Annotated in this window: 25 protein-coding genes; 11 read left to right on the top strand and 14 right to left on the bottom strand. The window is 63.8% G+C overall.

Features of this window, described 5'->3' with window-relative positions:
* Positions 1-155: 155 nt before the first annotated feature.
* Genes ACE3PR_RS00940 through ACE3PR_RS00930 form a run of 3 tightly spaced genes read right to left on the bottom strand, consistent with a single transcriptional unit; the run spans position 156 to position 2,592 of the window.
* A complete protein-coding gene (locus ACE3PR_RS00940; protein ID WP_374367100.1) occupies positions 156-1,424 on the bottom strand; it encodes a hypothetical protein in 1,269 nt (422 codons plus the stop codon).
* 6 nt (positions 1,425-1,430) lie between these two features.
* The gene (locus ACE3PR_RS00935) at positions 1,431-2,366 is read right to left on the bottom strand and encodes a sensor histidine kinase (protein ID WP_374367098.1); all 936 of its coding nucleotides are present in this window, start codon (positions 2,364-2,366) and stop codon (positions 1,431-1,433) included.
* Positions 2,356-2,592, bottom strand: coding sequence for a hypothetical protein (locus tag ACE3PR_RS00930; RefSeq protein ID WP_374367096.1), 237 nt, complete (start codon positions 2,590-2,592; stop codon positions 2,356-2,358). Before ACE3PR_RS00930 ends, ACE3PR_RS00935 begins: the two co-directional genes overlap by 11 nt.
* 98 nt (positions 2,593-2,690) lie before the next feature.
* On the opposite strand from ACE3PR_RS00930, the gene ACE3PR_RS00925 reads away from it, so the two are divergent.
* Complete coding sequence (locus ACE3PR_RS00925) at positions 2,691-3,731, top strand: MEDS domain-containing protein (RefSeq protein ID WP_374367094.1); 1,041 nt, start codon at positions 2,691-2,693, stop codon at positions 3,729-3,731.
* Positions 3,732-3,950: 219 nt separating this feature from the next.
* Here the strand turns inward: ACE3PR_RS00925 and ACE3PR_RS00920 are convergent, their stop codons facing one another.
* Complete coding sequence (locus tag ACE3PR_RS00920) at positions 3,951-4,082, bottom strand: hypothetical protein (protein WP_374367092.1); 132 nt, start codon at positions 4,080-4,082, stop codon at positions 3,951-3,953.
* 111 nt (positions 4,083-4,193) lie between these two features.
* Between ACE3PR_RS00920 and ACE3PR_RS00915 the strand changes: the two genes are divergently transcribed.
* Positions 4,194-4,934, top strand: coding sequence for a hypothetical protein (locus ACE3PR_RS00915; protein WP_374367090.1), 741 nt, complete (start codon positions 4,194-4,196; stop codon positions 4,932-4,934).
* 87 nt (positions 4,935-5,021) lie between these two features.
* On the opposite strand, the gene gabT is transcribed toward ACE3PR_RS00915, so the two are convergent.
* The 8 genes from gabT to ACE3PR_RS00875 form a co-directional block, all read right to left on the bottom strand.
* Positions 5,022-6,323, bottom strand: coding sequence for a 4-aminobutyrate--2-oxoglutarate transaminase (gene gabT, locus ACE3PR_RS00910; RefSeq protein ID WP_374367088.1), 1,302 nt, complete (start codon positions 6,321-6,323; stop codon positions 5,022-5,024).
* Between the two features lie 156 nt (positions 6,324-6,479).
* Positions 6,480-6,749, bottom strand: a complete 270-nt coding sequence (locus ACE3PR_RS00905; protein ID WP_374367087.1) for a hypothetical protein — start codon at positions 6,747-6,749, stop codon at positions 6,480-6,482.
* 165 nt (positions 6,750-6,914) lie between these two features.
* Complete coding sequence (locus ACE3PR_RS00900; protein WP_374367084.1) at positions 6,915-7,136, bottom strand: hypothetical protein; 222 nt, start codon at positions 7,134-7,136, stop codon at positions 6,915-6,917.
* A 132-nt stretch (positions 7,137-7,268) separates the two neighbouring features.
* The gene (locus tag ACE3PR_RS00895) at positions 7,269-8,177 is read right to left on the bottom strand and encodes a hydroxymethylglutaryl-CoA lyase (protein WP_374367082.1); all 909 of its coding nucleotides are present in this window, start codon (positions 8,175-8,177) and stop codon (positions 7,269-7,271) included.
* Positions 8,174-10,054, bottom strand: coding sequence for an acetyl-CoA carboxylase biotin carboxylase subunit (locus tag ACE3PR_RS00890; RefSeq protein WP_374367081.1), 1,881 nt, complete (start codon positions 10,052-10,054; stop codon positions 8,174-8,176). Before ACE3PR_RS00890 ends, ACE3PR_RS00895 begins: the two co-directional genes overlap by 4 nt.
* Positions 10,054-10,842: an enoyl-CoA hydratase-related protein gene (locus ACE3PR_RS00885; protein ID WP_374367079.1), complete on the bottom strand. Its 789-nt coding sequence runs from the start codon at positions 10,840-10,842 to the stop codon at positions 10,054-10,056. Before ACE3PR_RS00885 ends, ACE3PR_RS00890 begins: the two co-directional genes overlap by 1 nt.
* Before the next feature lie 7 nt (positions 10,843-10,849).
* Positions 10,850-12,457, bottom strand: coding sequence for a carboxyl transferase domain-containing protein (locus tag ACE3PR_RS00880; RefSeq protein ID WP_374367077.1), 1,608 nt, complete (start codon positions 12,455-12,457; stop codon positions 10,850-10,852).
* Positions 12,458-12,677: 220 nt separating this feature from the next.
* Positions 12,678-14,108 carry a caspase domain-containing protein gene (locus tag ACE3PR_RS00875; RefSeq protein ID WP_374367075.1) on the bottom strand — a complete coding sequence of 477 codons (1,431 nt, stop codon included), beginning with the start codon at positions 14,106-14,108 and terminating at the stop codon, positions 12,678-12,680.
* A gap of 331 nt (positions 14,109-14,439) precedes the next feature.
* On the opposite strand from ACE3PR_RS00875, the gene ACE3PR_RS00870 reads away from it, so the two are divergent.
* The 9 genes from ACE3PR_RS00870 to ACE3PR_RS00830 all read left to right on the top strand — a co-directional run bounded on the left by ACE3PR_RS00870 (position 14,440) and on the right by ACE3PR_RS00830 (position 24,618).
* Positions 14,440-15,579 (top strand): DUF2336 domain-containing protein, encoded by a 1,140-nt coding sequence (locus tag ACE3PR_RS00870; RefSeq protein WP_374367073.1) that lies wholly within the window; start codon positions 14,440-14,442, stop codon positions 15,577-15,579.
* A complete protein-coding gene (locus tag ACE3PR_RS00865; protein WP_374367071.1) occupies positions 15,576-17,195 on the top strand; it encodes a PAS domain-containing sensor histidine kinase in 1,620 nt (539 codons plus the stop codon). The genes ACE3PR_RS00870 and ACE3PR_RS00865 overlap by 4 nt, the downstream gene beginning before the upstream one ends.
* A 70-nt stretch (positions 17,196-17,265) precedes the next feature.
* Positions 17,266-18,387 (top strand): DUF2336 domain-containing protein, encoded by a 1,122-nt coding sequence (locus ACE3PR_RS00860; protein WP_374367069.1) that lies wholly within the window; start codon positions 17,266-17,268, stop codon positions 18,385-18,387.
* A 285-nt stretch (positions 18,388-18,672) separates the two neighbouring features.
* Entirely contained in the window at positions 18,673-20,265 is a 1,593-nt protein-coding gene (locus ACE3PR_RS00855) for a peptide ABC transporter substrate-binding protein (RefSeq protein WP_374367067.1), read from the top strand.
* Positions 20,266-20,370: 105 nt separating this feature from the next.
* A complete protein-coding gene (gene oppB / locus ACE3PR_RS00850) occupies positions 20,371-21,288 on the top strand; it encodes an oligopeptide ABC transporter permease OppB (protein WP_374367065.1) in 918 nt (305 codons plus the stop codon).
* A complete protein-coding gene (locus ACE3PR_RS00845) occupies positions 21,281-22,168 on the top strand; it encodes an ABC transporter permease subunit (protein WP_374367063.1) in 888 nt (295 codons plus the stop codon). The genes oppB and ACE3PR_RS00845 overlap by 8 nt, the downstream gene beginning before the upstream one ends.
* 7 nt (positions 22,169-22,175) lie before the next feature.
* Entirely contained in the window at positions 22,176-23,156 is a 981-nt protein-coding gene (locus ACE3PR_RS00840) for an ABC transporter ATP-binding protein (RefSeq protein WP_374367061.1), read from the top strand.
* Positions 23,153-24,145: an ABC transporter ATP-binding protein gene (locus tag ACE3PR_RS00835; RefSeq protein ID WP_374367059.1), complete on the top strand. Its 993-nt coding sequence runs from the start codon at positions 23,153-23,155 to the stop codon at positions 24,143-24,145. Before ACE3PR_RS00840 ends, ACE3PR_RS00835 begins: the two co-directional genes overlap by 4 nt.
* Positions 24,142-24,618, top strand: coding sequence for a GNAT family N-acetyltransferase (locus tag ACE3PR_RS00830; protein WP_374367056.1), 477 nt, complete (start codon positions 24,142-24,144; stop codon positions 24,616-24,618). Before ACE3PR_RS00835 ends, ACE3PR_RS00830 begins: the two co-directional genes overlap by 4 nt.
* A gap of 9 nt (positions 24,619-24,627) precedes the next feature.
* On the opposite strand, the gene ACE3PR_RS00825 is transcribed toward ACE3PR_RS00830, so the two are convergent.
* Positions 24,628-24,981 (bottom strand): hypothetical protein, encoded by a 354-nt coding sequence (locus tag ACE3PR_RS00825; protein ID WP_374367054.1) that lies wholly within the window; start codon positions 24,979-24,981, stop codon positions 24,628-24,630.
* A gap of 285 nt (positions 24,982-25,266) precedes the next feature.
* Positions 25,267-25,515, bottom strand: coding sequence for a DUF2312 domain-containing protein (locus ACE3PR_RS00820; RefSeq protein ID WP_374367052.1), 249 nt, complete (start codon positions 25,513-25,515; stop codon positions 25,267-25,269).
* Positions 25,516-25,638 lie beyond the last annotated feature (123 nt).

Raw genomic sequence — 25,638 nt, 5'->3', positions numbered from 1 at the left:
TCCGCTTTGCGCCATAAGCGGACTCGGAGCCCGGGACTCTTTCAACCTTGCGCCCCTTAGCCTTCGGGCGCGCGCATCATCTGAATCCAGATGACCGCTTAAGGCGAGGAACTGCTCTGGGGCATCGCCGAACTGGCACCCATCGGCGGCCGGCATCAACGCGGCCTCCAGTGATATGCGGTCTTGGGCTCGTCCATGGGCAGTGCTACCGCGCGGCCATCGACGTAGTCAGCCTGTGCTTTCTGTGCCGCCTCCAGGAGGCCTACCGTGTCGGCACCGTGGACGAAGACCTTGAGATTGAGCGCGGTGGCGGCGGAGACCAAGCGCGTGAGCGCTGTCGTGGCCTGTCCAGCATTGCGCGACAGCGACTTGGCATCGACTGAGATGCCGAACAGGCTTGCCGATGTCAATTCCTGAAGCCGGCTGCCGTTCGCTGAGACCTCCACCAGCACCCCGTGGCAATACGGCTTGAGCGCCAGCGCGATCTCGATTAGGCGCGAGACCGGCGTGCCACGGGCCGCACCATGCACCTCGAACAGCAGGAAGCGCTTGTAGGATTCGGGAATACTCCGGCAGAGGTTGAGATACGTCTCACGGGCCGTGCGGTTGGTCAGCGAGTTGAAGTTCACTGGGACCACAATCTGCGCCATGCCGCCGGCTTGCAGCAGACGGTCGAGGGACTTGATCGTCCGGCCGACCATCAGGCAGTCGAGTTCGTGCAGCGTGCTTTTCAGTTCTTCGGGCGTTGAGACCCCAGCCAAGCGCTGCATGGCATATGTGCCGGTCTGCTCGTTCAGCATGGCCCGATAGCTGCTGACGATGCGGCGCTCCGGATCCCAGATCGGACCGAAGCGAATCCCTGCGGTGCGCAGCAGTTCGTTGCGCCATGTCCGCGCCGCGGCGTCCGCCCTCTCGCGCACCTGACGCAACTCGAGGGCGATCAGCTCGGCAATAGATTCCGCCGCGCCGCTGTCGATATCGGCCCATTCTACCTCGGCGACCGTATGGTCGACCCGCAAGCGGATCTGCGGTGTCTCCTGAGCCAGCATCGTGGCAATCTCCTCGGAAATGGCTCTTGTCTTGGCTTCCGCGTGCGCCTTGTCGGGTGACGCGAAGCACAGCACGAAGGTTTCATCGCCGTGGCGCTGGTAAGCATCCTCGGCCGAGATGTGCCGCTCGACAGTTTGCTCGGCGATGCGGCAAGCAATGTCTGCCACCGCGCTCCAGCGCGCGCCCAACCGCTGCTTGATTTCCGCCATGCCGAGCAGCTGAATACTGCCGGCCATGACGGTCGGCGCGTTGCGCATCTTGCCGAGCATTTGCGGCGGATTGGCGTTTGGTCCGGCGACCGGCGACGGGGTGTCGGCGGTCAATGCGAGCAGTACGCCCGCGAGCTTCTTCACACCTTCACGAATCAGATTCATGGCGCGTTACTCCTCGACGGTATGGTGGGAGGCACCAGCCGGCAAAATCGCCCTTACGGTGGTCCCGTGTCCTGGACGGCTGTCGATCCGTAGCTCGCCGCCGTGCAGGCGCACCAGGCGCTCTGCCAGCGGGAGTCCCAGGCCGATGCCGCTCTTCGCCCGTGTCATCGATCCGTCAAGCATGCGGAACGGCTGCATCGCCTCGACGACCTGGTCGGGCGTCATGCCGACTCCGGTATCGTTCACCTCGAAGGCGACGACGTCGCCTCGGCTACTGGCGCCGATGCTGACCCGACCACCCGGCCGGGTGAACTTGATGGCGTTCGACAGCAGGTTAACCAGCACTTGCTTGAGCCTGTCCGGATCCGCGACGACCTGAGGGGCGATCGAGGACCGCACCGTCACCTCAACCTCGGCAGCTTCAGCCAGTGCAGTGACCAACTGCAGGCATTCCTCGACGATGGCCTGCGGTTCGACGCGGCGCAGGTCCAGGCCGAGTTGGCCGGCAGCAAGCTGGGACAGATCCAGGGTGGCATCGACGATCGCCAAGAGTTGCCGGCCGCCGGCGCGGATGTGGCCGATGTAATCGACATAGCGCTGGTCGCCCAATTGACCGTGGATCTCACTCAGGATCAGCTCGGCGAAGCCGATGACGGCATTGAGCGGCGTGCGCAGCTCGTGGCTCATGTTGGCCAGGAACTCGGTCTCGGCCCGCGCCATGGCTTCGGCCGGGGCTGCGACGGATGTGTTCCGTCCGATCGCAATGCCGAGAGCCACGGCCGCGACCCCGGCAGCCACGAGGGATTCCGCAGCGATCAGCCGATGCTGTGCCAGCACCTGCAGGCCGTTGCCCAGTGGATCGGCCAGTGCGGCGGCGAGCGCCACGAGAATCCCCGTGGCCGCAACACCGGCGACCGTCCTGCGTGCCAGCTTAGGCATCATGCCGCTCCGAGCTCGTGGCTATAACGACCGATACCCGGCCGATCTCAGCGCCGCTCTCGTCCCGGACGCTGACGGCAAAGCCGCGGCAAAAGCCATCGCTCAGGCCAATCTCGGCGCACATCGTCGCCGCGAGCAACATGGCCGTGCTGTGGCTGGACAAGGCGATACCGGCAGAATCCTCATTCGTGCCGCGTTCGCCGTGCATCTGGTAAAAATAGCGCCGCATGGGTGGTCTCCTCCAATGCCTGCAGACCTGGGGCGCCGGCGCCGTTATGAAACCTTGTAAGACTACGGGGAAGCGCCGATACTGGTGAAACTACGGGGATGCCCGACCTGCTGTTGTCGGGCGGTTTCCTCGAATCACCACCCGCGTCCATATGCGTCGGTATTCGCGGCCACGGAGGCGGCGGATTGCGGCGCCGGGAGAGCAAGGTGCCCCCTACCACGGCCGCTTCGCATCACGACGGGGGCTCCTCCAGGCGCCGGCCCGGCAAGGCCAAGCCCGCCGGGTCCGCAGAGGTCGATCAGCCGCTGCGGCAGAGCGGCATCCGCGTCGTGGGTGCGGTGCCGTGGGGCGCCCATATCTGCATTTTCTACGAGACCAAGGACGACCTGCTCGATACCGCGGCGGCTTATTTCAAGGCCGGTTTGGCGAGCAACGAATTTTGTGTCTGGGCGATCTCGGAGCCGGTTGCCGAAGCCGACGCCAAGACAGCATTGCGCGGCGCCATCCCCGACCTGGAGGCGCATCTTGCGGCCGGACGGATCGAGATCCTCCAAGGCACCGACTGGTATCTGCGCGGCAACGAGTTTGACCTGCAACGGATCACCGGTGGCTGGAGCGAGAAGCTGCGCACCGCGCTCGCCAAGGGCTTCGACGGCATGCGGGTCAGCGGCAACGCGTTCTGGATTGAGACCAACCACTGGAAAAAGTTCTGCGCGTACGAGCACGAACTCGACCGCTCGCTTGCCGGACAGCGGATGGTGGTGCTCTGCACCTACTCGCTGCAGGCCAGCCGGGCGGTCGACCTGCTGGACGTGGCGCGCGCGCATCGGTGTTGCACCGCCAGACGTAACGGCGATTGGGAATTTCTGGCGACGCCGGAACTGCAGCAGGCCAGACAGGAGATCGAAAGGCTGCAAGGCGCGCTTGAGATCTTGTCGAAGCAGTTCCCGGGCCGCGCGCTGCTGACGCCGCGCGAGCGAGTTGCACTGGCGCAGATCGTGCGCGGCGCTTCCAGCAAGGAAGCGGCGCGGACGCTCGGCATCAGCCCGCGCACCGTCGAATTCCACAGGGCGAACGTGATGCGCAAGCTGGGTGCCAGGAACACCGCCGACCTCGTGCGCCGGGTGCTCGGCGACTGAGACGGAGGCGAGCTATCCGTCGCCCTTGGGCGTCGCCGCCACGACGCGTGGTGCGCGAGCCCCAGCGCCAACCGCGCTGGACAACGCCTTGTTGAAGTATCTCCCAACAAATAAATTTTAACGCCGGCCGCACTCGAAAAAGCGCGCCGGGCTGCCCCGACGCGCGCTCTTTTTCTCTTCCCCTACCCCTCGGGCCTGCCCGAGGGGTAAGCGCAAGCGTCACGCCACCTTGGCGCTCGCCTCGATCGCCTGGGTGATGGTCTTCTCCAGGAGGTCGAACCCTTCCTGGATGATCTTGTCCTCGGCGGTGAGCGGCATCAGGAAGCGGAACACGTTGCCGTTGACGCCCAACCTCCCCCCACCCTATCAAACCGTCATATTTCAGGGGATTGCGAAGCGGGCTGCGTTCCAATAAGTTGTACCCAAATTCCACTCACAACCATCACCTGATTCACTCAGCCCATGACATTCATCCGCTTTGCCCGCGTGGCACTTCTCGCCGCCACCGTGTCGCTCGCGCTCACCGCCTGCAACACCACCAAATTCGATCCCAAGGTCGCCACGCATATCAAATCGGTGGCGCTTCAGGGGCCGCAGGACCCGCCCTTCTATATCGTCACCATGTACAACGCGAACATCGCGCAGCCGGCTGTCGACCCCTATGCCTACAGCTACGCGCCGGGCGGCGCCGTTCAGAACCTGCTCACCGGCATCCTCCTGGACGCCGGGGACAGCGATGTCGATGCGGCCTTCAGCGGGAAATTGATCGGCGAACAGAAGCTGCGCCTCGGCGACGATCTGCAATCCGCCCTCGCCAAAAACCTCACCGGCGCCGGCTATGATGTCGCGGTGTTGAAACCGGGCAGCGACACCAGTGCCGCCGGCAAGGCCGATGCGCGGATGACGGTCAAGTTCCTCTATGCGGGCTATGTCGACCAGCTCCTCGTCCCCTATGAGCCGTTGGTCTGGGTCCATGTCACCCTGACCGATGTCAAGACCGGCAAGACGCTGTTGGCGCAGCGCTACAATTACTCCACCCATACCGGCAATCTCGATGACGTGCGGTTCGATCCCGACAAGAAATACGATTTCCGCTCGGATGAGGAATTGCTGGCCGACACACCCCGCGCCGCCGCAGGTTTGCGCGCGGCACTGCCCCTCATCGCCGCCGACATCGCCGCGAAACTCAAACGCCAGCCCTAAATCAAAAAGCGCGCCGAGCTTTCGCCCGACGCGCTTTTCTTCTCTTCCCCTACCCCGTGGGGCCAGCCCGAGGGGTAAGCGCAAGCGTTACGCCACCTTGGCGCTCGCCTCGATCGCCTGGCCGATGGTCTTCTCCAGCAAATCGAAGCCTTCCTGGATGATCGCATCCTCGGCGGTCAGCGGCATCAGGAAGCGGAGCACGTTGCCGTTGACGCCGCACGAAAGCAGGATGAGGCCGTTCTCGCCGGCCTTCGTCACCACCGCCTTGGTGAGGTCGGCGTCCGGAGACCCATCCGCCTTCACGAGGTCGCAGGCGACCATGGCGCCGAGGCCACGGATATCCCCAATACGATTGCCGAAGGCGTTGCGCTTCTTCATCTCGGCGAGGCGGTCGGTCATCAGCTTGCCGATCTTGTTGGAGCGGTCGACCAGCTTTTCCTCTTCCATCACGTCGAGGACGGCATTCGCCGCGGCGCAGCCGATGGGCGAGCCGCCATAGGTGCCGCCCAGACCGCCGGCCGCGGGGGCGTCCATGATCTCGGCCTTGCCGATGACGCCGGAAAGCGGGAAGCCGCCGGCCAAGGATTTCGCGACCGTGATCATGTCGGCCTCGATGCCGCTATGCTCATGGGCGAACATCTTGCCCGTGCGGGCAAAGCCGGTCTGGATTTCGTCGACGATGAAGCAGATGCCGTGCTTGGTGCAGAGATCCCGGAGCGCCTTCATGAAGGCGAAGGGGACGATGTTGAAACCGCCCTCGCCCTGCACGGGCTCGATGATGATGGCGGCCACGTTGTCCGGGCTGATATCGGCCTTGAACATGGTCTCGAGGATCTTGAGGCTCTGCGCGCCGTCATCTTTGAGCGCCGGATCGGGGAAGGGGATGTGGTAGATGTCGCCCGGGAAGGGACCGAAACCCACTTTGTACGGCACGACCTTGCCGGTCAGCGCCATGCCCAGCATGGTGCGGCCATGGAAGGCGCCCGAGAAGGCGATGACGCCGCTGCGCTTGGTATGCGCGCGGGCGATCTTCACCGCGTTCTCGACCGCTTCGGCCCCGGTGGTGAGGAAGATGGTCTTCTTCGGCGAATTGCCGGGGGCCAGCTTGTTGAGGCGCTCGGCCAAACGGATATAGCTCTCATAGGGCGTCACCTGGAAACAGGTGTGGCTGAACTTGTCGAGCTGGTCCTTCACCGCCTGGACGATCTTGGGATGCCCGTGGCCGGTATTCATGACGGCGATGCCGCCCGCGAAATCAATCAGGCGTCGGCCCTCGACGTCCTTGATCTCGGCGTTCTTGGCGCTCTCGGCAAAGATCGCATAGGCATTGCCGACACCGCGCGGCACGGCCGCGACGCGGCGCTGCTGCAGGTTCGCATTGGACGTCATGATGGTGATCCCTCGTTATATATATTGTGCAGCCGCGCGCGCCTTGCGGGGGGCGGCCGGCGGCGACTATATCGCGGCGGAGAAGGGATCGAAAGCCCGGCCGATCTGTGGGCTGGATTGCACGCAGCGCAGGCTGCTCAGGATTCTAGGGCAGACTTAACGATCCGCCATCAACCTACGGAGCGCATCCTGCAATTGCGGGCTGCCGCCGGCATCGCGGATCTCGCGGTTGACGCGTTCCTTGGCGGCCTGGGCGGTGAAGGCGGCGGCGAGGCGCTCCTGCGGGTCGACCCCGATCGCGGCCAGGGTCTGGCGGCGCTGGGCCAAAGCCTGCTTGATCTGGGCTTCGCTGGCGGCACGGGTGCCGGCCGCCGGCTTCTCTGCCGACTTGCCGCCCTTGTTCTGAAACCAGTTGAAGAGGCCCATGATCTTTCCCCGGTTAAAAGGTTAACGGCACCATCTTAACGAAGGGTCGTTAACGAAGCCTGAAAGCCCCGTTTTCCGCCACGTAATCGATTAGCTAATCGATTAGCTAATCGATTAGCTGGGCGATTTCCGGGCAGAATCCGGGGCTTATCGGGGAACAGGGATTTAGGCGGCGCGGACCAGATCCTGGCGCGGCTGACCGGTGATTTCAAACTCGTGGGCGCTCAGGCCGCGGACCACATGATGGCCTTCGACCATGACGTCATATTCCTCGATCCCACGCCGGACATTCCAGCAGCGGCCGGCGATATAGCCGCGCGCACCCGATTTCAGGCGGATGGGTGTCGTCAATTCGATGACGTCGTCGAACACATAATGGCTACGCATGATCCTCAACCTTCCTATCTGACAAGTCCCGGCTCGAAGCCGTGTTGTGACTTGCCCGATGAGATAGGCGAAGCTCTCACACTTGACGAGTGACGGCAATCACCAATCATGCCGCACCCTGTGATAACGCCGTTAAACCGGGCGTTTCTGACGCATCACGCGAGAAACGCTTCCGCTGGGCGCGCGGCCGATGTGATCCATCGCACACCAGCCCGCTTCGGCGAGCCGTTGCAGATCGATTCCCGTTTCGATGCCGAGTCCGCCCAGCATATAGACGACATCCTCGGTCGCCACATTGCCGCTGGCCCCCGGCGCATAGGGGCAGCCGCCCAATCCGGCGACCGAGGCATCGACGATCCCCACCCCCATCTCCAGCACCGCATAGAGATTGGCCAGCGCCTGGCCATAGGTGTCGTGGAAATGCGCCGCGAGTTGGTTAAGAGGCACCCGGCGGCTCACGGTTTCAATGAGGCGGCGCGCCGCCTTGGGCGTGCCCACGCCGATCGTGTCGCCCAGCGAAATTTCGTTGCAGCCCAAGGAGATAAGCTCGGACGCCACCGCCGCCACCTGGTCCGGCGCGATCTCGCCCTCATAGGGGCAGCCCAGCACGCAGGAGACATAGCCCCGGACTGGAATCCCAAGACTGCCGGCCTTTTCCAGCACGGGCTGGAACCGGGCGAGGCTCTCGGCGATCGAGCAATTGGTGTTCTTCTGGGAAAAGCTCTCCGAGGCCGCCGCGAAGACCGAGATTTCCCGGGCACCTGCCGCCAGCGCCGCCTCGAAGCCTTGCAGGTTAGGCACCAGGACCGGATAGCGCACGTTCGCGCGCCGCGTGATGCCCGCCAGCACCGCGGCCGAATCCGCCATCTGCGGCACCCATTTCGGCGAGACGAAGGCCCCCGCCTCGATCTCCCGAAGGCCCGCCGCCGCCAAATCGTCGATGAGCTTGATCTTCATCAGGGCGGGCAAGGGCTTGGCCTCGTTCTGCAGCCCGTCGCGCGGGCCAACCTCGACGATGCGCACCTTGTCCGGAAAGCTCATGATGCCACCTCGGCGAGCAGCATCCCTTCCTGCACCAGATCGCCCACGGCGACATTGAGCGTCGCCACCGCGCCCGCCATCGGGGCGAGGAGCGCATGTTCCATCTTCATCGCCTCCAGGCGCAGCAGAACCTGCCGCTCCGCCACATTCTCGCCCGGCGCCACCAGCACGGCGACGATCCGCCCCGGCATCGGCGCATGGATCTCGCCGGCATGGATATTCGCAACACCCGGCCGGATCGGCGGCCGCGGAAAGGCGCCCAGAGCCGCCACCCGGTAACGCCGGCCGTCCAGATGCAGCCAGCGATCCTTGCCGGATGCGTGATGATGGGCATCGACGGGCGCCAGATCGGGCACCGGGATGGCGTGATCCGCCCCCTGCGCCGCGAAATGCCAGACCATCCTTTGGGATCCGGTCAGGCGCCAGTGATCGGTGGCGGACCAGGGATCGTCGCCTTGTGGCAGGGATTGCTGTTCAAAATGCGCGAAGGCCGCCCAGGCCGCCGCCGGGATCGGTTCGGGCGAGAGCAGATCGGCGGCATGATCAGGGATGAAACCGGTATCGATTTTCCCGGAAGCGAAATCGGGATGGGTGACCGCCCGCGCCAGCAGATCGAGATTGCCGGCGATGCCGGCGAGGCGCACCTCACGCAAAGCCTTCCCCAGACGCTGAATCGCCTGCGCACGGTCGGCGCCATGGGCGATCAACTTCCCCAGCAGGCTTTCGTAATAGACACTGATCTCGCTCCCCGTCTCGACCCAGCTATCGCACCGCAGGCCCGGCCCTGCCGGCACCTGCCAGTCGAGAACGCGGCCGCTCTCGGGCCGGAAATCCAGCGCCGGATCCTCGGCGCAGATCCGCGCTTCGATGGCATGGCCATTCCGCGTGATCGCCTCCTGCGTGAGCGGCAGCTTCTCGCCCGCCGCCACGCGCAATTGCCATTCCACGAGATCGATTCCCGTGATCATCTCGGTCACCGGATGCTCGACCTGTAGACGCGTGTTCATCTCCATGAAATAGAAACGATCCAGATCGTCGGCATCGGCGATGAATTCGATCGTGCCGGCACCGACATAATCGATCGCCTGTGCCGCCCGGATAGCCGCATCGGTGAGGCGGTGCCGCTGCGCATCGGAAAGGCCCGGCGCCGGCGCCTCCTCGATCACCTTTTGATGCCGCCGCTGCAGCGAGCAATCGCGTTCATGAAGATGTACCACATGACCCTGGGTATCGGCGAAGATCTGCACCTCGATATGGCGCGGGCGCGTCAAATATTTCTCGATGAGCAGTGTACCGTCGCCGAAAGCCGCCAGCGCCTCGCGCCTAGCCGATTCCAATGCCTCTGTCAGACCGGCGGCGTCATCCACGCGCCGCATGCCGCGACCGCCGCCGCCCATCGCGGCCTTCACCAGAACCGGATAGCCGATCTCGCCGGCAGCCTTGGCGAAGGTCGCATCGTCCTGCGCGTCGCCGTCATAGCCGGGGACGACCGGCACACCCGCCGCGCGCATCAGGCGCTTCGCCTCATGCTTCGCGCCCATGGCCCGGATCGCCGCGGGTGGCGGTCCGATGAAGACGAGACCGGCCTGCGTCACCTTTTCCGCAAAATCCGCATTCTCGGACAGAAAGCCGTAGCCGGGATGGATCGCCTCGGCACCGGATTTCTTGGCGGCGGCGATGATCCTGGCCCCGTCCAGATAACTCTCACGCGCCGGGGCGGGACCGATATGAATCGCCTGATCTGCCAGAATCACATGGCGCGCTTGCGCATCGGCATCGGAATAAACGGCAACACTCTCCACCCCCATCCTTTGCGCCGTCGCGATAACGCGGCAGGCGATCTCGCCCCGATTGGCGATGAGGATGCGGCGGAACATCAATCCGCGCCGCCACGCCAGGCGGGGTTGCGTTTTTCGAGAAAGGCGGTGAGGCCCTCCTTCCCTTCGGCGCTGGCGCGGCGCTTGGCGATGCGTTCGATCGTGCCGTCGATCACGTGGCGATCGACTGGACGGTCGGCAACGAAAGCGACCAATTCCTTGGCGGCCGCCATCGCCTCCGGCGCATTCTCCAGCAATTGCCGGGTGAGGGCGTTCACATGTTCGTCGATCTCGTCATCGCCGATCACATCGCTGAGCAGGCCCAGCTTCAGAGCTTCCTGCGCGTCGAATTTGCGACCTGACAGGAACAGACGGTTGGCCATGCGCCCGCCGATGGCGCGGATGATATGCGGCGAGATCACCGCCGGGATGAGACCCAGCTTCACTTCCGAGAGCACGAATTCGGCATTGGGCACGGCGATCGCAAAATCGGACGCGGCCACCAAGCCGATGCCGCCACCATAGGCGGGGCCGTTGACGATGGCGATGGTGGGGAGCGGCAGATTGGCGAGCTTTTCGAAGAGGCCGGCCAAGCGCTGCGCGTCGGCGAGATTCTCGGCCGGTGCGTAATCCGCCATGCGCCGCATCCAGTTGATGTCGGCCCCGGCGCAGAAGCTGGTCCCGCGCCCGGTCAGTTGCAGAACGCGCGCGGATTTGTCGGCGGCGACGGCATCGAGTGCGGCATGCAATCCGTCGATCAGGTGCATATCGAGGGCGTTGTGCCGCTCGGGCCGGTCGATGGTCACGCGGATCACCGCGCCGTCGCGATCGGTTGTGATGTCACTCATCTCAATCTCACATGCGGAAGATGCCGAAGCGCGTTTCGGCAACGGGTTGTTGCAAGGCGGCGACCAAAGCGAGGCCGAGGACACGCCGCGTATCGGCGGGCGCGATGATGCCATCGTCCCACAGGCGCGCCGAGGCATAATAGGGATGACCTTGGGTTTCATATTGCGCGCGGATAGGTGCCTTGAAGGCTTCCTCTTCGGCCCCCGGCCAGGCCTCGCCCTTCATCGCCATGCCGTCGCGCTTCACCTGTGCCAGGACCGAGGCCGCCTGCTCGCCCCCCATCACCGAGATGCGCGCATTGGGCCACATGAAGAGAAAGCGCGGGCCGAAGGCGCGACCGCACATGCCGTAATTCCCGGCGCCGAAGGAGCCGCCGATGATGAGGGTCAGTTTCGGCACCGCGACGGTCGAGACCGCGTTCACCAGCTTGGCGCCGTCCTTGGCGATGCCGCCAGCCTCGTATTTTTTTCCCACCATGAAGCCGGTGATGTTCTGCAGGAAGAGCAGCGGAATACGACGCTGGCCACAGAGCTCGACGAAATGCGTGCCCTTCAAGGCCGATTCGGAAAACAGGATGCCGTTATTGGCGAGAATGCCGATCGGGTGTCCATGGAGATGCGCAAAGCCGCAGACCAGGGTTTCGCCGTAATGCTGCTTGAACTCGTCGAATTCGGAGCCATCCACCAGCCGCGCGATCACCTCGCGCACGTCGTAGGATTGCCTTGGATCGGCGGGAATGATGGCACCCAATTCGGCCGGGTCGTAAAGCGGCGGCACAATCGGGCGTTCGCTCGCCACGCTGTCGGGACGCGCACCAAGACGCGCGACAATGCGGCGGCAGCGTTCCAGGGCGTCGGCATCATCCTCGGCAAGATGATCGACCACACCCGAGTGACGGGCATGGAGATCGCCGCCGCCCAATTCCTCGGCACTGACATCTTCGCCGGTCGCGGCCTTCACCAGCGGCGGCCCACCCAGAAAGATGGTGCCCTGATTGCGGACGATGATGCTTTCATCCGACATCGCCGGCACATAGGCACCACCCGCCGTACAGGAGCCCATGACGATGGCGATCTGAGCGATGCCGCGTGCCGACATATTGGCCTGGTTGAAGAAGATGCGGCCGAAATGATCGCGGTCGGGAAAGACCTGGTCCTGATGCGGCAGATAGGCGCCGCCGGAATCCACCAGATAGAGGCAGGGCAAGCCGTTCTCGGCGGCGATTTCCTGGGCGCGGAGATGCTTCTTCACGGTCAGGGGATAATAGGTGCCGCCCTTCACCGTCGCATCGTTGCAGATGACGACGCATAGGCGGCCCACGACGCGACCAATGCCGGTGACGATGCCGGCGGCGGGCACCGGATCGGCATAGACGTCATGCGCGGCGAGGGGCGAAAATTCGAGAAAGGGCGAACCGGGGTCGATCAGGCGGTCGATGCGGTCGCGGGGCAGCAGCTTGCCGCGTTCCGTATGCCGCGTCCGCGCGGTATCGCCGCCACCCAAGGCGATCTTTTCCAGCAGCGCCTTGTGATCGGCGGTGAGCGCCGCCATGGCCGCCGCATTTGCCCTGGCGGCATCGGAACCGAGGTTGAGCGCGGATTTGAGCACCGTCATGCGTTTCTCTCCCGTCGCGCAACATTATGTCACGAAGGCAAGAGTCGCTAGTGATGAAGTCGTTGTTCCTCCTCCCCCCTTCAGGGGGGAGGTCGGGAGGGGGGCATGGGTTCGCACGATTCGTCACTTGCGTGCCCCCCCCCCACCCCCCCCCCGAAGGGGGAGGGAGAATGAAAGGGGCCTCTCCCTTCAGGGGGAGGGGACAACAACGGTCACAGCATCACGGCCGAACGAAAGCGGCGCGTTCATCCTTGCGGAGGAAGAGAATGACGCAAGGCGCGCTGGCCCGTGCGTTGCATTGGCGAAGGGCTTCCTTCTGCGCGTAATTGCGATCGGCGTTCTGGCGGAGCGTGCGCTTGCCCGGCACGCATTGCTCGGCCAGCTCGCAGATGAAGAAGCCAGCCGCCTGGCCATCGGGCGAAACGGCGAAGGCGGCCTTGCCCTGCTGCAGGCCGCGCAAATATTGGTCCAGCATGCCGGAGACTTTCGACGAGAGCTGGATGGCGCCCGACGGCGCGGGTGTGGCGGGTTCGGGTTCGGGTTCCGGCACAGGTTCAGGTGCCGGCGGGGATGCCACGGCGGCCACCTGCGCCGGTGCGGGCGTGGTGGGCTGCACCGGCGATGCGGGTTCGGGTGTCCGTTCCAGGCTGGCCACATCGCCACTGGCAAGGCGCGCCACCTTGGCACGGGCGAGGTCGCTGAAAATGCCGTTGGGATAGCGCGCCAGATAGGCTTCGAATTCGGCTGAATCCTTGCTGTCCTTGATCGACTGCCAGAACAAGGTTTCGGTCGCCCCCGCCTCGGCACCGTTGCTGGCGGGTTTGGCCGGCGCCACAGGTGCTGGCGCCGCCGATGCCACCTTGGCGCCGGGCTTGAAGAAGAAGGCGCCGGTCAAGGAAGAGGAATCCCAGGGCACCTGACGTTCCTGGGTTTCCGACATGACGCGGACGCGGACATTGCGGAAGGTTTCCTCAAGCGGCACGCCGGGCTGGCCGAGTTCGGCGGCGAGCGCCGTCACATAAGGCGAGTTCTTGCCGGTGCCGTCCGCCGCCACCTCGCCGGGTGCCGTCGAATAGCCGATGAACGTGCCGGTCGGCGCATCCATGCGCGCAAGGCCGCTGGAGCCGGAGCGGAAGCTCCGCGTCAGCGGATTGTTGCGGCAGGCGTCGAGGAGCACGATGTTGATGTTGTTGCCGGCGAACTGCATCTGCTGCAGCACCCATTCGGCGTTCACCGCCTCGATCTCGGCATCCGCCTCGCGACTGAGTTCCGCACCCACCGGGATGAGGTAATTGGCGCCGCCGATCTGCACGCCATGCCCGGCATAGAAGAAGAGGCCGACCGCGTCGGGACCGGCCTGGAACAGCTTTTCGCCGAAATCGGAGATGGCGCGCTTCATCGCCTTCTGGTCGCCATTGACCAGCTTGATCACCTGGAAGCCGAGGGCGCCGAGCTTGTCGGCCATGAGATTGGCGTCGCTGGGCGGATTCACCAGCGGGCCGATACTGCCATCGTATTTGCCGTTGCCGATCACCAGAGCGACGCGTTTTTCCGCCATCGCGGGTCCCATCGACGCAAGGCAAAGCAACAGCGCGCCCAGGAGGGCGCGGAGCAGCTTTCCTTTACCGATCTGCAAGAGATGGGCCTGCATGATGGCGCCAGTTTATCCCCAAGGCGGCGGAAACGCGAATTGCGAGAGAGTTCCCAGGAATATGCTCCACAAGGCGCCGTTAACCCCTTTCTACACCGCATCTAGTCCTGGGAACAGGTGCCTTGCATTGATCTTGTGATTTACTACAATTTTAATCAAAAAAATTGTCAGTTAAATCAGTTAAATAGCTGAGACTCTTCGCGCATTGCATTGACTTTAACCATTAACCGCGTTTAGCTTTCACGGATCGAAAGCATATTGGGGGATGTGCGACAGGTGGGGACGGCGTTACTTTCGGTGTAAGCCTTCCTAATTCCTGTTGCGATGGACGATGGCTGACGACGGCATCGACAAGGAGCAGCTTCTGGCATTGGCGCGGTCGCGTTCCGACGCATCGCGCGCCGAGCTGTTCGCCGTCATGGGCGATCTGTTTCATGCCAGGAACGATATTCTCAATGCGCAGGAACGCGCTTTGATGCTCGATATTCTCGAAAAGCTGCTGGCCGAAGTGGCCCGCGAGGTCCGCCACCGCCTGGCGGTGAAGCTGGCCGGAGCCCCCGGCGTACCGCGGGAACTGGCCGTCCTCCTCGCCAATGACGAGATCGAGATCGCGACGCCCATTCTGATGCAATCGCCCGCGCTGGAAGATCTCGATTTGGTCGAGGTGATCCGCAACCGGTCGCGCCAGCATATCCTGGCGGTCGCCATGCGTCGCGATCTCAGCACCCAGGTCAGCGACGCGCTGGTCGAGACCGGGGACAAGGACGTGATCCGGACCCTCCTTGAAAACCACGACGCGCAGATTTCCCGCGCCACCCTTGCCTATCTGGTCGAACAATCGAAAGCGGTCGACGAGTTCCAGGAACCCCTGGTGCGGCGCGCCGATCTCCCCGCCGATCTCGCCCGCCGCATGATCTATTGGGTGGGGGCTGCCATCCGCCAGGCGCTGATCGAGCGTTTCGAGATCGATCCCGAGACGCTCGATGATCGCCTGGAGCCGCTGGTCAAGGCGGAAGCCGAGACCGCCACCCAGCAATCCCGGGAAGACGACGCCGCCGACGTGCTGTCGCGCGCCCTGGGGGCTGCCCGCCAATTGACCCCGCGCCTGTTGCTGCAGACCCTGCGCCGCGGCGAGATCCCGCTTTTTGAAGCGATGTTCGCGGAGATGAGCGGGCTGCGCATGCGCCTGGTGAGCCGCCTTGCCTATGAGCCGGGCGGCCAGAGCCTGGCCGTCGCCGCACGCGGCATCGGCCTCAACCGCGAAGAATTCGCGACGATCTTCCTGCTGACCCGCCGCGCCAAAGCGGGCCAAGGCGGGTTCGCGCCGGCCGAACTCGGCCGCGCCCTGGAATTCTTCGACCGTCTGTCCCACGCCGCCGCCGAGACGGTGCTCAACCGCTGGCGGCGCGATCCCGATTATCTGTTTGCCATCCGCTCGATTGAAGAAGGGCAGGAGAAGAGGCGCGCATGAACAAAGTGACCCCCCTTTCGCCCCCGCATTTTGCGATCAAGGTGAGCCAGCAGCCGGCGACGATGCGCGCCGCGCCCGCGAGCCCGGGCATGGAAGCCATCCGTCCGGCCAATGAAGGCAAGCCTTCGCCGGATCGCTTACGCGAATTGTTTCACCAGGAATTGCTGGATTTCGGCCCGGCGCTGGTCATGTGCGACCTGCGCGGCCAGATCACCTGGGCCAATGCCGCCTTCCGCCGCATTTCCGAAACCCGCATCGATGGCGGGACCGTGGTCGAACGGCTGCGCCTCGCCGAAGTGGCCGAGGAGATCGATTTCCGCCGCACGACCGTGTTCCGCGATTGGGATTTCGCGGCTTCCGGCAGCATGCAGCGCCTGCGCGCGCGCTTTGCCCCGATCAACGAGGCGGGCAATGCCTTGACCGGTTTCGGCGGCATGCTGACCCTGCTGCGCGACGGCGGCCAGATCGATGCCGAGGAAGCGCAGGCGGCGCTGGAACGGCAGACCGATTTCATCCGCCTCTCTTCCGATTGGATGTGGGAGACGGACGACAAGCTCAACATCCGCCTGGTGACGCATCGGGTCGTGAATGCGCTGGGCATGGTGCCGCAGCAGATGGTGGGGCGGAATTTGCTCGACCTCATCGCCTCGGCGCCCCTGCGCGAGAATTTGCAGCGGCGCCTCGACAAGCTCTCGCCCTTCCGCGATTTGCCGGTCGATGCCACCGATGCCAGCGGCAAGCGCAAACTGTTCCTGATCAGCGCGGTGCCGGTTTTCGATCATGTGACCGGCGCCCTCTCCGGCTATCGCGGCTCGGCCAACGACATCACCGAATTGACGCGGCGCGAGGAGAATTTGCGCGCGGCCAAGGAAGCGGCCGAAACCGCGGCGCGGGCGAAGACCCAGTTCCTCGCCAATATGAGCCATGAATTGATGACGCCCTTGAACGCCATCATCGGCTTTGCCGATGTGATGCGGATGGGCCTCCTCGGCAATATCGAGAATGCCGAATACCGTGCCTATATCCGCGACATCCATGGCAGCGCCGTGGGCCTGATGAGCACCATCACCGACATCCTCGACGTCTCGCGCATCGAGACCGGCGATGCCGAACTCAACGAAAGCGCCTGCCATATCGAGGAATTGTTCGATTCCGTGGCGCGCCTCATTCAGCAGCGTTTGCAGACGCAAGGCTTGTCGCTGTCGCTCGATCTGCCGGCACGCCTGCCGCGGGTCAATGCCGACAAGCGCAAGTTGAAGCAGATCCTCGCCAATCTTCTCGCCAATGCGGTGAAGTTCACGCCACAGGGCGGGCGCATCATCCTGGGGGCCGGGATCAATGCGGCGGGCGATCTGGAGCTCAGCGTCACCGATACCGGGATCGGCATCGCGCCGGAGCAGATCGAGCGCGTGCTGCAGCCCTTCGCCCAGGTGGATAGCGGGCTCAACCGCAAATATGAGGGGACCGGCCTCGGCCTCACCCTCTCCCAGGGTCTCGCCCGCCTCCATGGCGGGGAGCTGCGCCTGGAAAGCGAGCTCGGCGCCGGCACCCGTGCCTATGTGACGCTCCCCGCCAGCCGTCTGATCGAAGGCCTGCACCTCGCATCGATCAAGTAAGGCAGAGCCGCGATCCGCTTTACCTGAGCCGCTGCCCGGTTTACCAAGGATCGGGAACCGGGAGAGGGCGTTGAGCGAAGGTTTCGATCTCAAGACATTCGCCGCAGCGGCACGGGATAAATCGCCCGCCGGCCGCTCGGTCATGTTCGCGCAATTGACGCGCCTGTTCTGGCGCCGGGGCGCCATCATGAAACCCAAGGAACGGGTCATGCTGGCCGAGATCCTGCGCCTGCTGCGCCCGAAGACCATCCCCGAGCAGCGCCTGGAACTCAGTTATGAGATCGCGGGATCCACCCTGGCCGAGCCCGCCTTGCTGCGCGTCTTTGCCGAGGACGAGATCGCCATCGCCTCGCCGGTGCTCTTCAGCCAGAACCGGCTGGAGGCCAGTGATCTTGTGGACGTGATCGATAGCTGCGGCGCCGCCCATGGCGCGGTGATCGCGCAACGGAAGGGCCTCACCGTGCCGATGGTGGATGCGCTGGTGCGGCTCGAGGATCCCATCATCCTCAAACGCCTGCTCGCAGACCCGGAAGCGCCCTTCTCGCTCACCTCGCTCTCGGCAGCACTCGAAGCCGCGAAGATGGATCTGCATCTCCAGGATCTGCTGGTGGAACGGCGCGAGCTCCCCGAAAGTCTCGCCGAGGAATTGCTCGATTGGGCGAGCCCCAGCGTGCGCGAGAGTCTCAACACGCGATTCCTGTTCGACGCCATGGCGGCCTCGCCCAAGCAACCGCTCTATGGTGCGCGCGTGCCCCCGCCGGAGCCAGCGGTCGAGGAGGTTAAGCCGGAGACGATCGAACTCAGTCCGGCGACCCTCATCCAATGCCTGCGCGACGGTAATCTCGCCCTCTTCCAGGCACAGCTGGCGCAGCTCGCCAATCTCAGGATCGGCCTGGTGCGGAAATTGATGAGCGAGCCGGGCGGCGATTCCATCGCCCTCATCGCCCGCGCGCTCGACCTCCGGCGCGACGAGTTCGCGCAGATCTATTTGAACGCCCGTAAAATCCGCAACAAGGCCAACGGCATCGGTGCCGCCGATCTCGGCCAGGCGCTCGACTTCTTCGACCGCACCGATGTCGGGCAGGCGCGGGCGATTCTGGCGCGCTGGCGGCACGATTCGGCCAAGGAAGCCTTGACCGAGAGCGAGGATCTCGCCCTCCCGGCAGAAAAAAACGACGAGCCGGCGGTGTAAGCCCCCACCGCCCGAACAGCGGCGGCACCCGGCATTTCTCCAGGGACAAGCGCGCAACGCCCGGCGGAGTGCCGGGCGCTACCGGCGCTTCTGCACGGCCACGCCGGATCGAATTAGAACAAAAGCGGCTCGGGGACGGCGCCCGGCAATATGTCACAACCCATTCCCGACGAAAATTCGTTGAACCGCGACACAGGTTGCAGAAAGATGACGCCAGCTGAGGACGGAACGCGAGCCAATCGCGTCCTAGAGATCCTCACGCGTTATCCAGGTAGGAGGCATTTCATGAAATTCGATCTGCGGAAGCTCATGCTTCCGGCCGTCGCAGCCTGCGCGCTGATGGCGTCCGTATCTTTTGCGCAAGCTGAGATGGTGTTCCATCGCGGCAACGGCGCCGAACCCGAGACCATCAATCCACATAAATCCACCGGCGTCACCGAGGCCAATATCGAGGCCGACCTGTTCGAGGGTCTCACCTCCTACGCGCCCGACGGCTCGCTCATCCCGGGTGCCGCCGAGAAGTGGGAGATCAGCGATGATGGCAAGGTCTATACCTTCCATCTCCGCCAGAATGCGAAATGGTCGAATGGCGATCCGGTGACCGCGGCCGATTTCGTGTTCGGCTTCCAGGACGCGCTCAATCCGGACACCGCCGCCGATTACGCCACCATCCTCTACATCATCGCCAACGGGACCGAAATCAATCAGGGCACCGAGAAGGACTTCTCGAAGCTCGGCGCCGTGGCGCTGGACGATCACACCTTGCAGGTCACGCTGACGGCGCCGACCCCCTATTTCCTCGGCCTGCTGCGCCACCCGATCGCCTATCCGGTGCACAAGGCCACCGTCGAGAAGTTCGGCGACGACTGGACCAAGCCCGGCAACATGGTTTCGAACGGCGCCTACAAGCTCGCCGAATGGACCCCGCAGGCCTCGCTCGCTTACGTGAAGAACGAGCATTACTGGGACGCCGCCAACGTCAAGGTCGACAAGGTCGTGATGTACCCGACCGAGGATTTGGCCGAAGAGCTGAAGCGCTTCAAGGCCGGCGAATTGCACGCCACCTATGACGTGCCCTCCGAGCAGATTCCCGATCTCGAGGCGAATTTCGCCGACGAGTTCAAGAACACGCCCTATCTCGGCACCTATTACTACGTGATCAACCTCACCAAGGAACCCCTGGGCGCGCAGGCCGATCTCCGGAAGGCACTCTCGCTGGCGGTCAACCGCGAGATCCTGGTGGAGAAGATCACGCAAGGCGGCGAAGCCCCGGCCTATTCATGGGTTCCGCAGATGACGGATTACAGCCAGGCCTTCATCAGCTTCAAGGACGTGGCGCAGGCCGATCGCCTGGCCATGGCCAAGGAACTTCTGGCCAAGCACGGCTATGGCCCGGACAATCCGCTCAATGTCGAGCTGCTCTACAACACCAGCGAAAACCACAAGAAGATCGCCGTCGCGGTGCAGAGCATGTGGAAGGCCGTCGGCGTCAACGCCACCCTCCGCAATGAGGAATGGAAGGTCTATCTCGAGACCCGCGACAAGAAGCAGTTCGAAGTCGCGCGTGCCGCCTGGATCGCCGATTACGACGACCCGATGAACTTCCTCGACCTCTTCCTGTCCTATGCCGGCGAGCGCAACGATGCCGGCTATGACAACAAGAAATACGACGAACTTCTGCAGAAGAGTGCGACCGAGACCGATCCCGCGGCACGCATGAAGCTGCTGCACGAGGCGGAACAGATCTTCCTCAACGACGACCCCATGATCCCGATCTACCACTACACCTCGCAGCATATGGTGTCGAAGAAGGTGGCGGGCTGGGAATACAACATCCTCGACTTCCACCTCGCCCGCTTCATCTCGGTCGCCGAGTAAGCGAGGCTCTTTCAAACCGGCCCGGCGGCAGCGACCGCCGGGCCGATCTTCTTTTTTGCACCACCGCCCCGGCACCGTTTTCGGCACCGGCGGGAGGCGACGATTATGCTGAACTATTTCATAAGGCGCCTGCTGGGCGCCATTCCGACGCTCTTCATCATCATCCTGGTAGCCTTTGTGCTCGTGCGCCTGGCACCCGGCGGCCCGTTCGACAAGGAACGCAAGGTCCCGGCGACGGTGGAGGCAAAGCTGATCGAGAAATATCATCTCGACGAACCGATGCCGCAGCAATTCGCGCGCTATGTCGCGGGGCTCGTGCAGGGCGATTTCGGGCCGTCCTTCAAATATCCCGACCGTTCGGTGACCGAACTGATCGGCCTCGGCTTCCCGGTCTCGCTGACCTTGGGCCTCGCTGCGATCTCTCTCGCGTTGCTTTCCGGCATCTCGCTCGGCATCTGGGCGGCGCTCCGGCAGAATTCCTGGATCGACTATCTCTGCGTCGGCTCGGCGATGCTGGGCATCGCCATACCCAATTACGTCTTTGCGCCGCTGATGACCCTGGTCTTCGGCCTGATGCTGGGCCTGCTGCCGGTTGGCGGCTGGGGCGAACCGCAGCATTGGATCCTGCCGATCCTCGCCCTCGCCATCCCGCAAGTGGCCTCGATCACGCGCCTCACCCGTGCCAGCATGCTGGAAGTCCTCGGCAGCAATTTCGTCCGCACCGCGCGCGCCAAGGGCCTGCCGGAGGCCGTGACACTGACCCGTCATGCGATCCGCGCTGCCTTGCTGCCGGTCGTCTCCTATCTGGGCCCGGCCGTCGCCAACATCGTGACCGGTTCGGTCATCATCGAGGAGATTTTCGGCATTCCCGGCATCGGCCGCTATTTCGTGCAGAGCGCCATCAACCGCGACTACACCATGGTCCTTGGCGTCACCATTCTGTTCGGCGCCCTCATCATCCTGTGCAATCTGCTGGCCGATCTCTGCTACGGCCTGCTCGACCCGAAGGTGCGCTATGACTGATCTTTCCGTCATGGCCCCCCAGGCCGAGGTCAAGGGGCGCAGCCTCTGGGCCGATGCCCGCAGGCGCTTCGTGCGCAACAAGGCCGCGTTTACCGGCCTGATCGTCTTTGCGATCATTGCCTTCGCCTGTTTCGGCGCACCCTATCTGGGGCTGCGCGATCCGGGCGAGGTGAATTGGGACATGATCGGTGCCGCACCCGATCTCGCCCAAGGCTATCTCTTCGGCACCGACCAGAACGGGCGCGACCTTTTCGTGCGCACCCTCTATGGCGGACAGGTCTCGCTGACGGTGGGCTTCGTCGCCACCTTCGTGAGCCTGGTCATCGGCACGCTCTGGGGTGCCACCGCCGGCTATCTCGGCGGCCGCACCGACAACGTCATGATGCGCATCGTCGACATCCTCTATTCCATGCCGTTCATCTTTTTCGTCATCCTGCTGACCGTCATCCTCGGCAAGAGCATCATCCTGATGTATCTGGCGATCGGCGCGGTAAGCTGGCTCGACATGGCGCGCATCGTGCGCGGCCAGACGGTCAGCATCCGGCGCAAGGAATTCATCGAGGCGGCGCATGCGAGCGGGGTCTCGACCTGGCGCATCATTACACGCCACATCATCCCCAATTGTCTTGGCCCGGTGGTCGTCTACATGACCCTGACGGTGCCGGCCGTGATCCTGACCGAGAGTTTCATCTCCTATCTCGGCATGGGAACGCAGGAACCGGATGCATCCTGGGGCATGATTATCAGCGAAGGCGTGAATGCGATGGAAATCGCGCCCTGGGGCGTGCTTGGCCCCAGCGCGGTGATGGTCGTGACATTGCTGGCGCTCAATTTTGTCGGCGACGGGTTGCGCGATGCGCTCGACCCGAAGGATCGGTGAGGCGGACATGAATTCACCCGTTCTTCAAGTCACCGACCTCAACACCACCTTCGCCACGCCGGAAGGCGATGTGAAGGCGGTCAACAACGTTTCATTCAACATCAATCGCGGCGAAACGCTGGGCATCGTCGGCGAATCCGGTTCCGGCAAAAGCCAGATCTTCATGTCGATCATGGGCCTATTGGCCCGCAACGGCCGCGCCATGGGTTCGGTCAAGGTTACCGGCGAAGAAATTCTCGGCGTGCCACTCGCCAAACTCAACAAGGTGCGCGGCGCCCGGATGTCGATGATCTTCCAGGACCCGATGACCTCGCTCAATCCCTATCTCACGGTACGCCGGCAGATGACCGAGGTGCTGATGACACATAAGGGCCTGAGCGAGGCGGCGGCGACAAATGTTGCGATCGAGATGCTGGACCGGGTGCAGATCCCCGAAGCCAAGCGCCGCATCGGCATGTATCCCCATGAATTCTCGGGCGGCATGCGCCAGCGCGTGATGATTGCCATGGCCTTGCTGTGCGGGCCGGAACTCCTCATCGCCGACGAGCCAACGACTGCGCTTGACGTCACCGTGCAGGCGCAGATCCTCGATCTGCTGATGCAATTGAAGCGCGATACCGGCATGGCGATCGCCCTCATCACCCACGATCTCGGCGTCATCGCGGGCCTCGCCGACCGGGTGATGGTGATGTATGGCGGGCGCGTCATCGAAGAGGCGCCGGTCCGCGACATCTTCAAGCGGCCGCAGCATCCCTATACCGAAGGACTCCTCAGATCCATGCCGCGCCTCGACGAGCATGGCGTCACAAGACTGCAGACCATCGGCGGCCAGCCGCCCAACATGCAGAAGCTGCCCTCGGGCTGTGCCTTCCGCGACCGCTGCCGCTATGCCTTCGATCGCTGCGCGACCGAACGGCCGGAACTGGTGAGTTTCGATACGTTCCGCGCCAAGGCCTGTCACCTCACGCAATTGGGAGAGGTCGCATGACCGCACCTTTGCTCTCGGTCCACGATCTCAAGGTTCATTTCGATGTCGGCAGGCGCGGCCTGTTCGGCGGGCATAGCCATATCCTGAAAGCGGTGGACGGTGTGTCGTTTGACCTGCGCCCGGGCGAGACGCTGGGCCTGGTGGGCGAATCCGGCTGCGGGAAATCGACGCTGGGCCGCGCCATCCTGCGCCTGCTGCCCCTGCGCGGCGGGCGCACGGTCTGGCTGGGACAGGATCTGTCCAAGCTCGACGAGAAAGGCATGCGCGGCCTGCGGCGCGAGATGCAGATCATCTTCCAGGACCCGCTGGCCAGCCTCAATCCCCGCATGACGGTGGGCGAGATCATCGCCGAGCCGCTGGTCACCTTCCAGCCCAACCTCAAATCCGCCGAGGTCAAGGACCGGGTGAAGGCGATGATGGCCAAGGTCGGCCTGCTCCCCAACCAGATCAACCGCTATCCTCATGAATTTTCCGGCGGACAGTGTCAGCGCATCGGGATCGCGCGCGCCATCATCAATGAACCGAAGCTGATCGTCTGCGACGAGCCGGTCTCGGCGCTCGATGTCTCGATCCAGGCGCAGATCGTCAATCTGCTGATGGATCTGCAGGCCGAGATGGGATTGTCGCTGGTCTTCATCTCGCACAATCTCGCGGTGGTGCGGCATATCAGCCACCGGGTGATGGTGCTTTATCTTGGCAAGGTGATGGAGATCGCCGACCGGGATTCGCTCTACGCCAATCCGCTGCACCCCTATACCCAGGCGCTGAATTCCGCCGTGCCGGTGCCGGATCCGGATGTTGAGCGAGCCAAGGAGCGCCTGGTGCTGAAAGGCGACCTTCCCTCGCCACTCAACCCGCCCAGCGGCTGCCCGTTCCGCACGCGCTGCCCGAAGGCCACGCAAATCTGCGCCGAGAAGATGCCGCCGCTGGAATCAGCCGGCCGCGATCATATGGTCGCCTGTCATCACGCGCAGATTCCCGGCAAGTGACGCGAATTCGCAGCTACGTCGCCGCGGATGCACCGCATCTCAGCGCGCTTTACCGGCGTTCGGTCCTTGAGGTTGGGTCGCGCGATTATGGACCGGCGCAGATCCAGGCCTGGGCTGCGCTGGCACCGTCACCGGAGCGCCTGCAAATCCAGAGCGAGGATGGACGCATCCGGCTGGTCGCAAGCGACGCGCTGGATTTGCCGGTCGCCTTTGCCGATCTGGAGCCGGACGGACATATCGATCTGTTTTATTGTGCACCGGAAGCGGCCGGAACCGGTATCGCCGCTGCCCTCTATGAAGCACTGGAAAGCAGCGCGCGCCAGCAGGGCATGACCCGGCTCTATGCCGAGGCCAGCGAGCGGGCGCGGCCGTTTTTCCTGAAGCAGGGCTTTGCCGTCATCGCCAAGCGTGAGTTCGAGGTGACGGGCGTCCCCATTCACAATTACGCAGTCGAGAAGTCGCTCGCGCTTTAGCGCTACGCGTCAGCTTCCCTGGAAGGTGCCGGGATTGGCGTCGCTGCTGATCTTGTGGTCCGGCGGCAGGGGCACGTCGAAACAGACATCGCGCGCACCATGCATGTTGCGGAGTTCCTCGTCGCTGCAGACCTGCTGGGGCTGCGGCGTCTCGGTCGACGGATAATGGCCGGCAGCACTTCCGGAACTGGCGAAATCGTCGAATGCCAGGAAGGCGAGGCAGGCAAAACCCGCCAGCAGAACGATGTCCATGGCCGTGAGGTGGCGTGCCGATGCCGAGCGGGACGTCGCGTCATAGGCGAAACTGTCGAAACCGTGCTCCTGACGGCCGGGATCGTCCTGAAAATCATTCCGGTATGTCATCAATGGCCTCCATCGGCCGGCCTACGAAGAGCACGGCCGCATGACTCCCCTAGGAAGGATTTGCACTGGGGAAGTACGTATTGTTTGAGCGCGCGGATCGGCAGAAAATGGGCGATCCCGGCTTTGCGTGAGGCTGACTTTGATCCTTTAGGGCGCCCAGCACCAATTTCTTTGCCCGATAGCGACTATCATTAAGCATGATTGTCACATATGGGCCGGTGCGGGCGGCAGCCTTTACCTTACTCTCCTCCCCTGAAGGGGGAGGGATAATCCATGGTCGGCGCCTTACGCCACCATGCCGACCGCTTTCATGTAGATGTCGAGCAGTTCTTCCTGCTCCTGGCGGTCATTGGGCTCCATTTTGCGGAGACGGATGATCTGGCGCATGATTTTGGTGTCGAAACCGGTGCCCTTGGCCTCGGCATAGACTTCCTTGATATCGTTGGCGATGGCGGCCTTCTCTTCTTCCAGGCGCTCGATGCGCTCGATGAAGGATTTGAGGTGGTCCGCAGCAATGCCGCCGGCATCGGCCATGGTGAAGTCTCCGTCTGGGGGGCGGGAAACGCCGGCAAGGGCTGGCGAATCGGACCCGGACTCTAGCCCCCGCCCCGCAGGCCTACAAGGCAACTCGGCCTGTGGATAACGTGGATAACGGGA

Origin of the sequence: Dongia sp., from assembly GCF_041909655.1 — a bacterium.
Classification (GTDB): Bacteria; Pseudomonadota; Alphaproteobacteria; order Dongiales; family Dongiaceae; genus Dongia.
The sequence above is the reverse complement of the archived record's forward strand: the minus strand, read 5'-3'. Positions and strand labels throughout refer to the sequence as shown.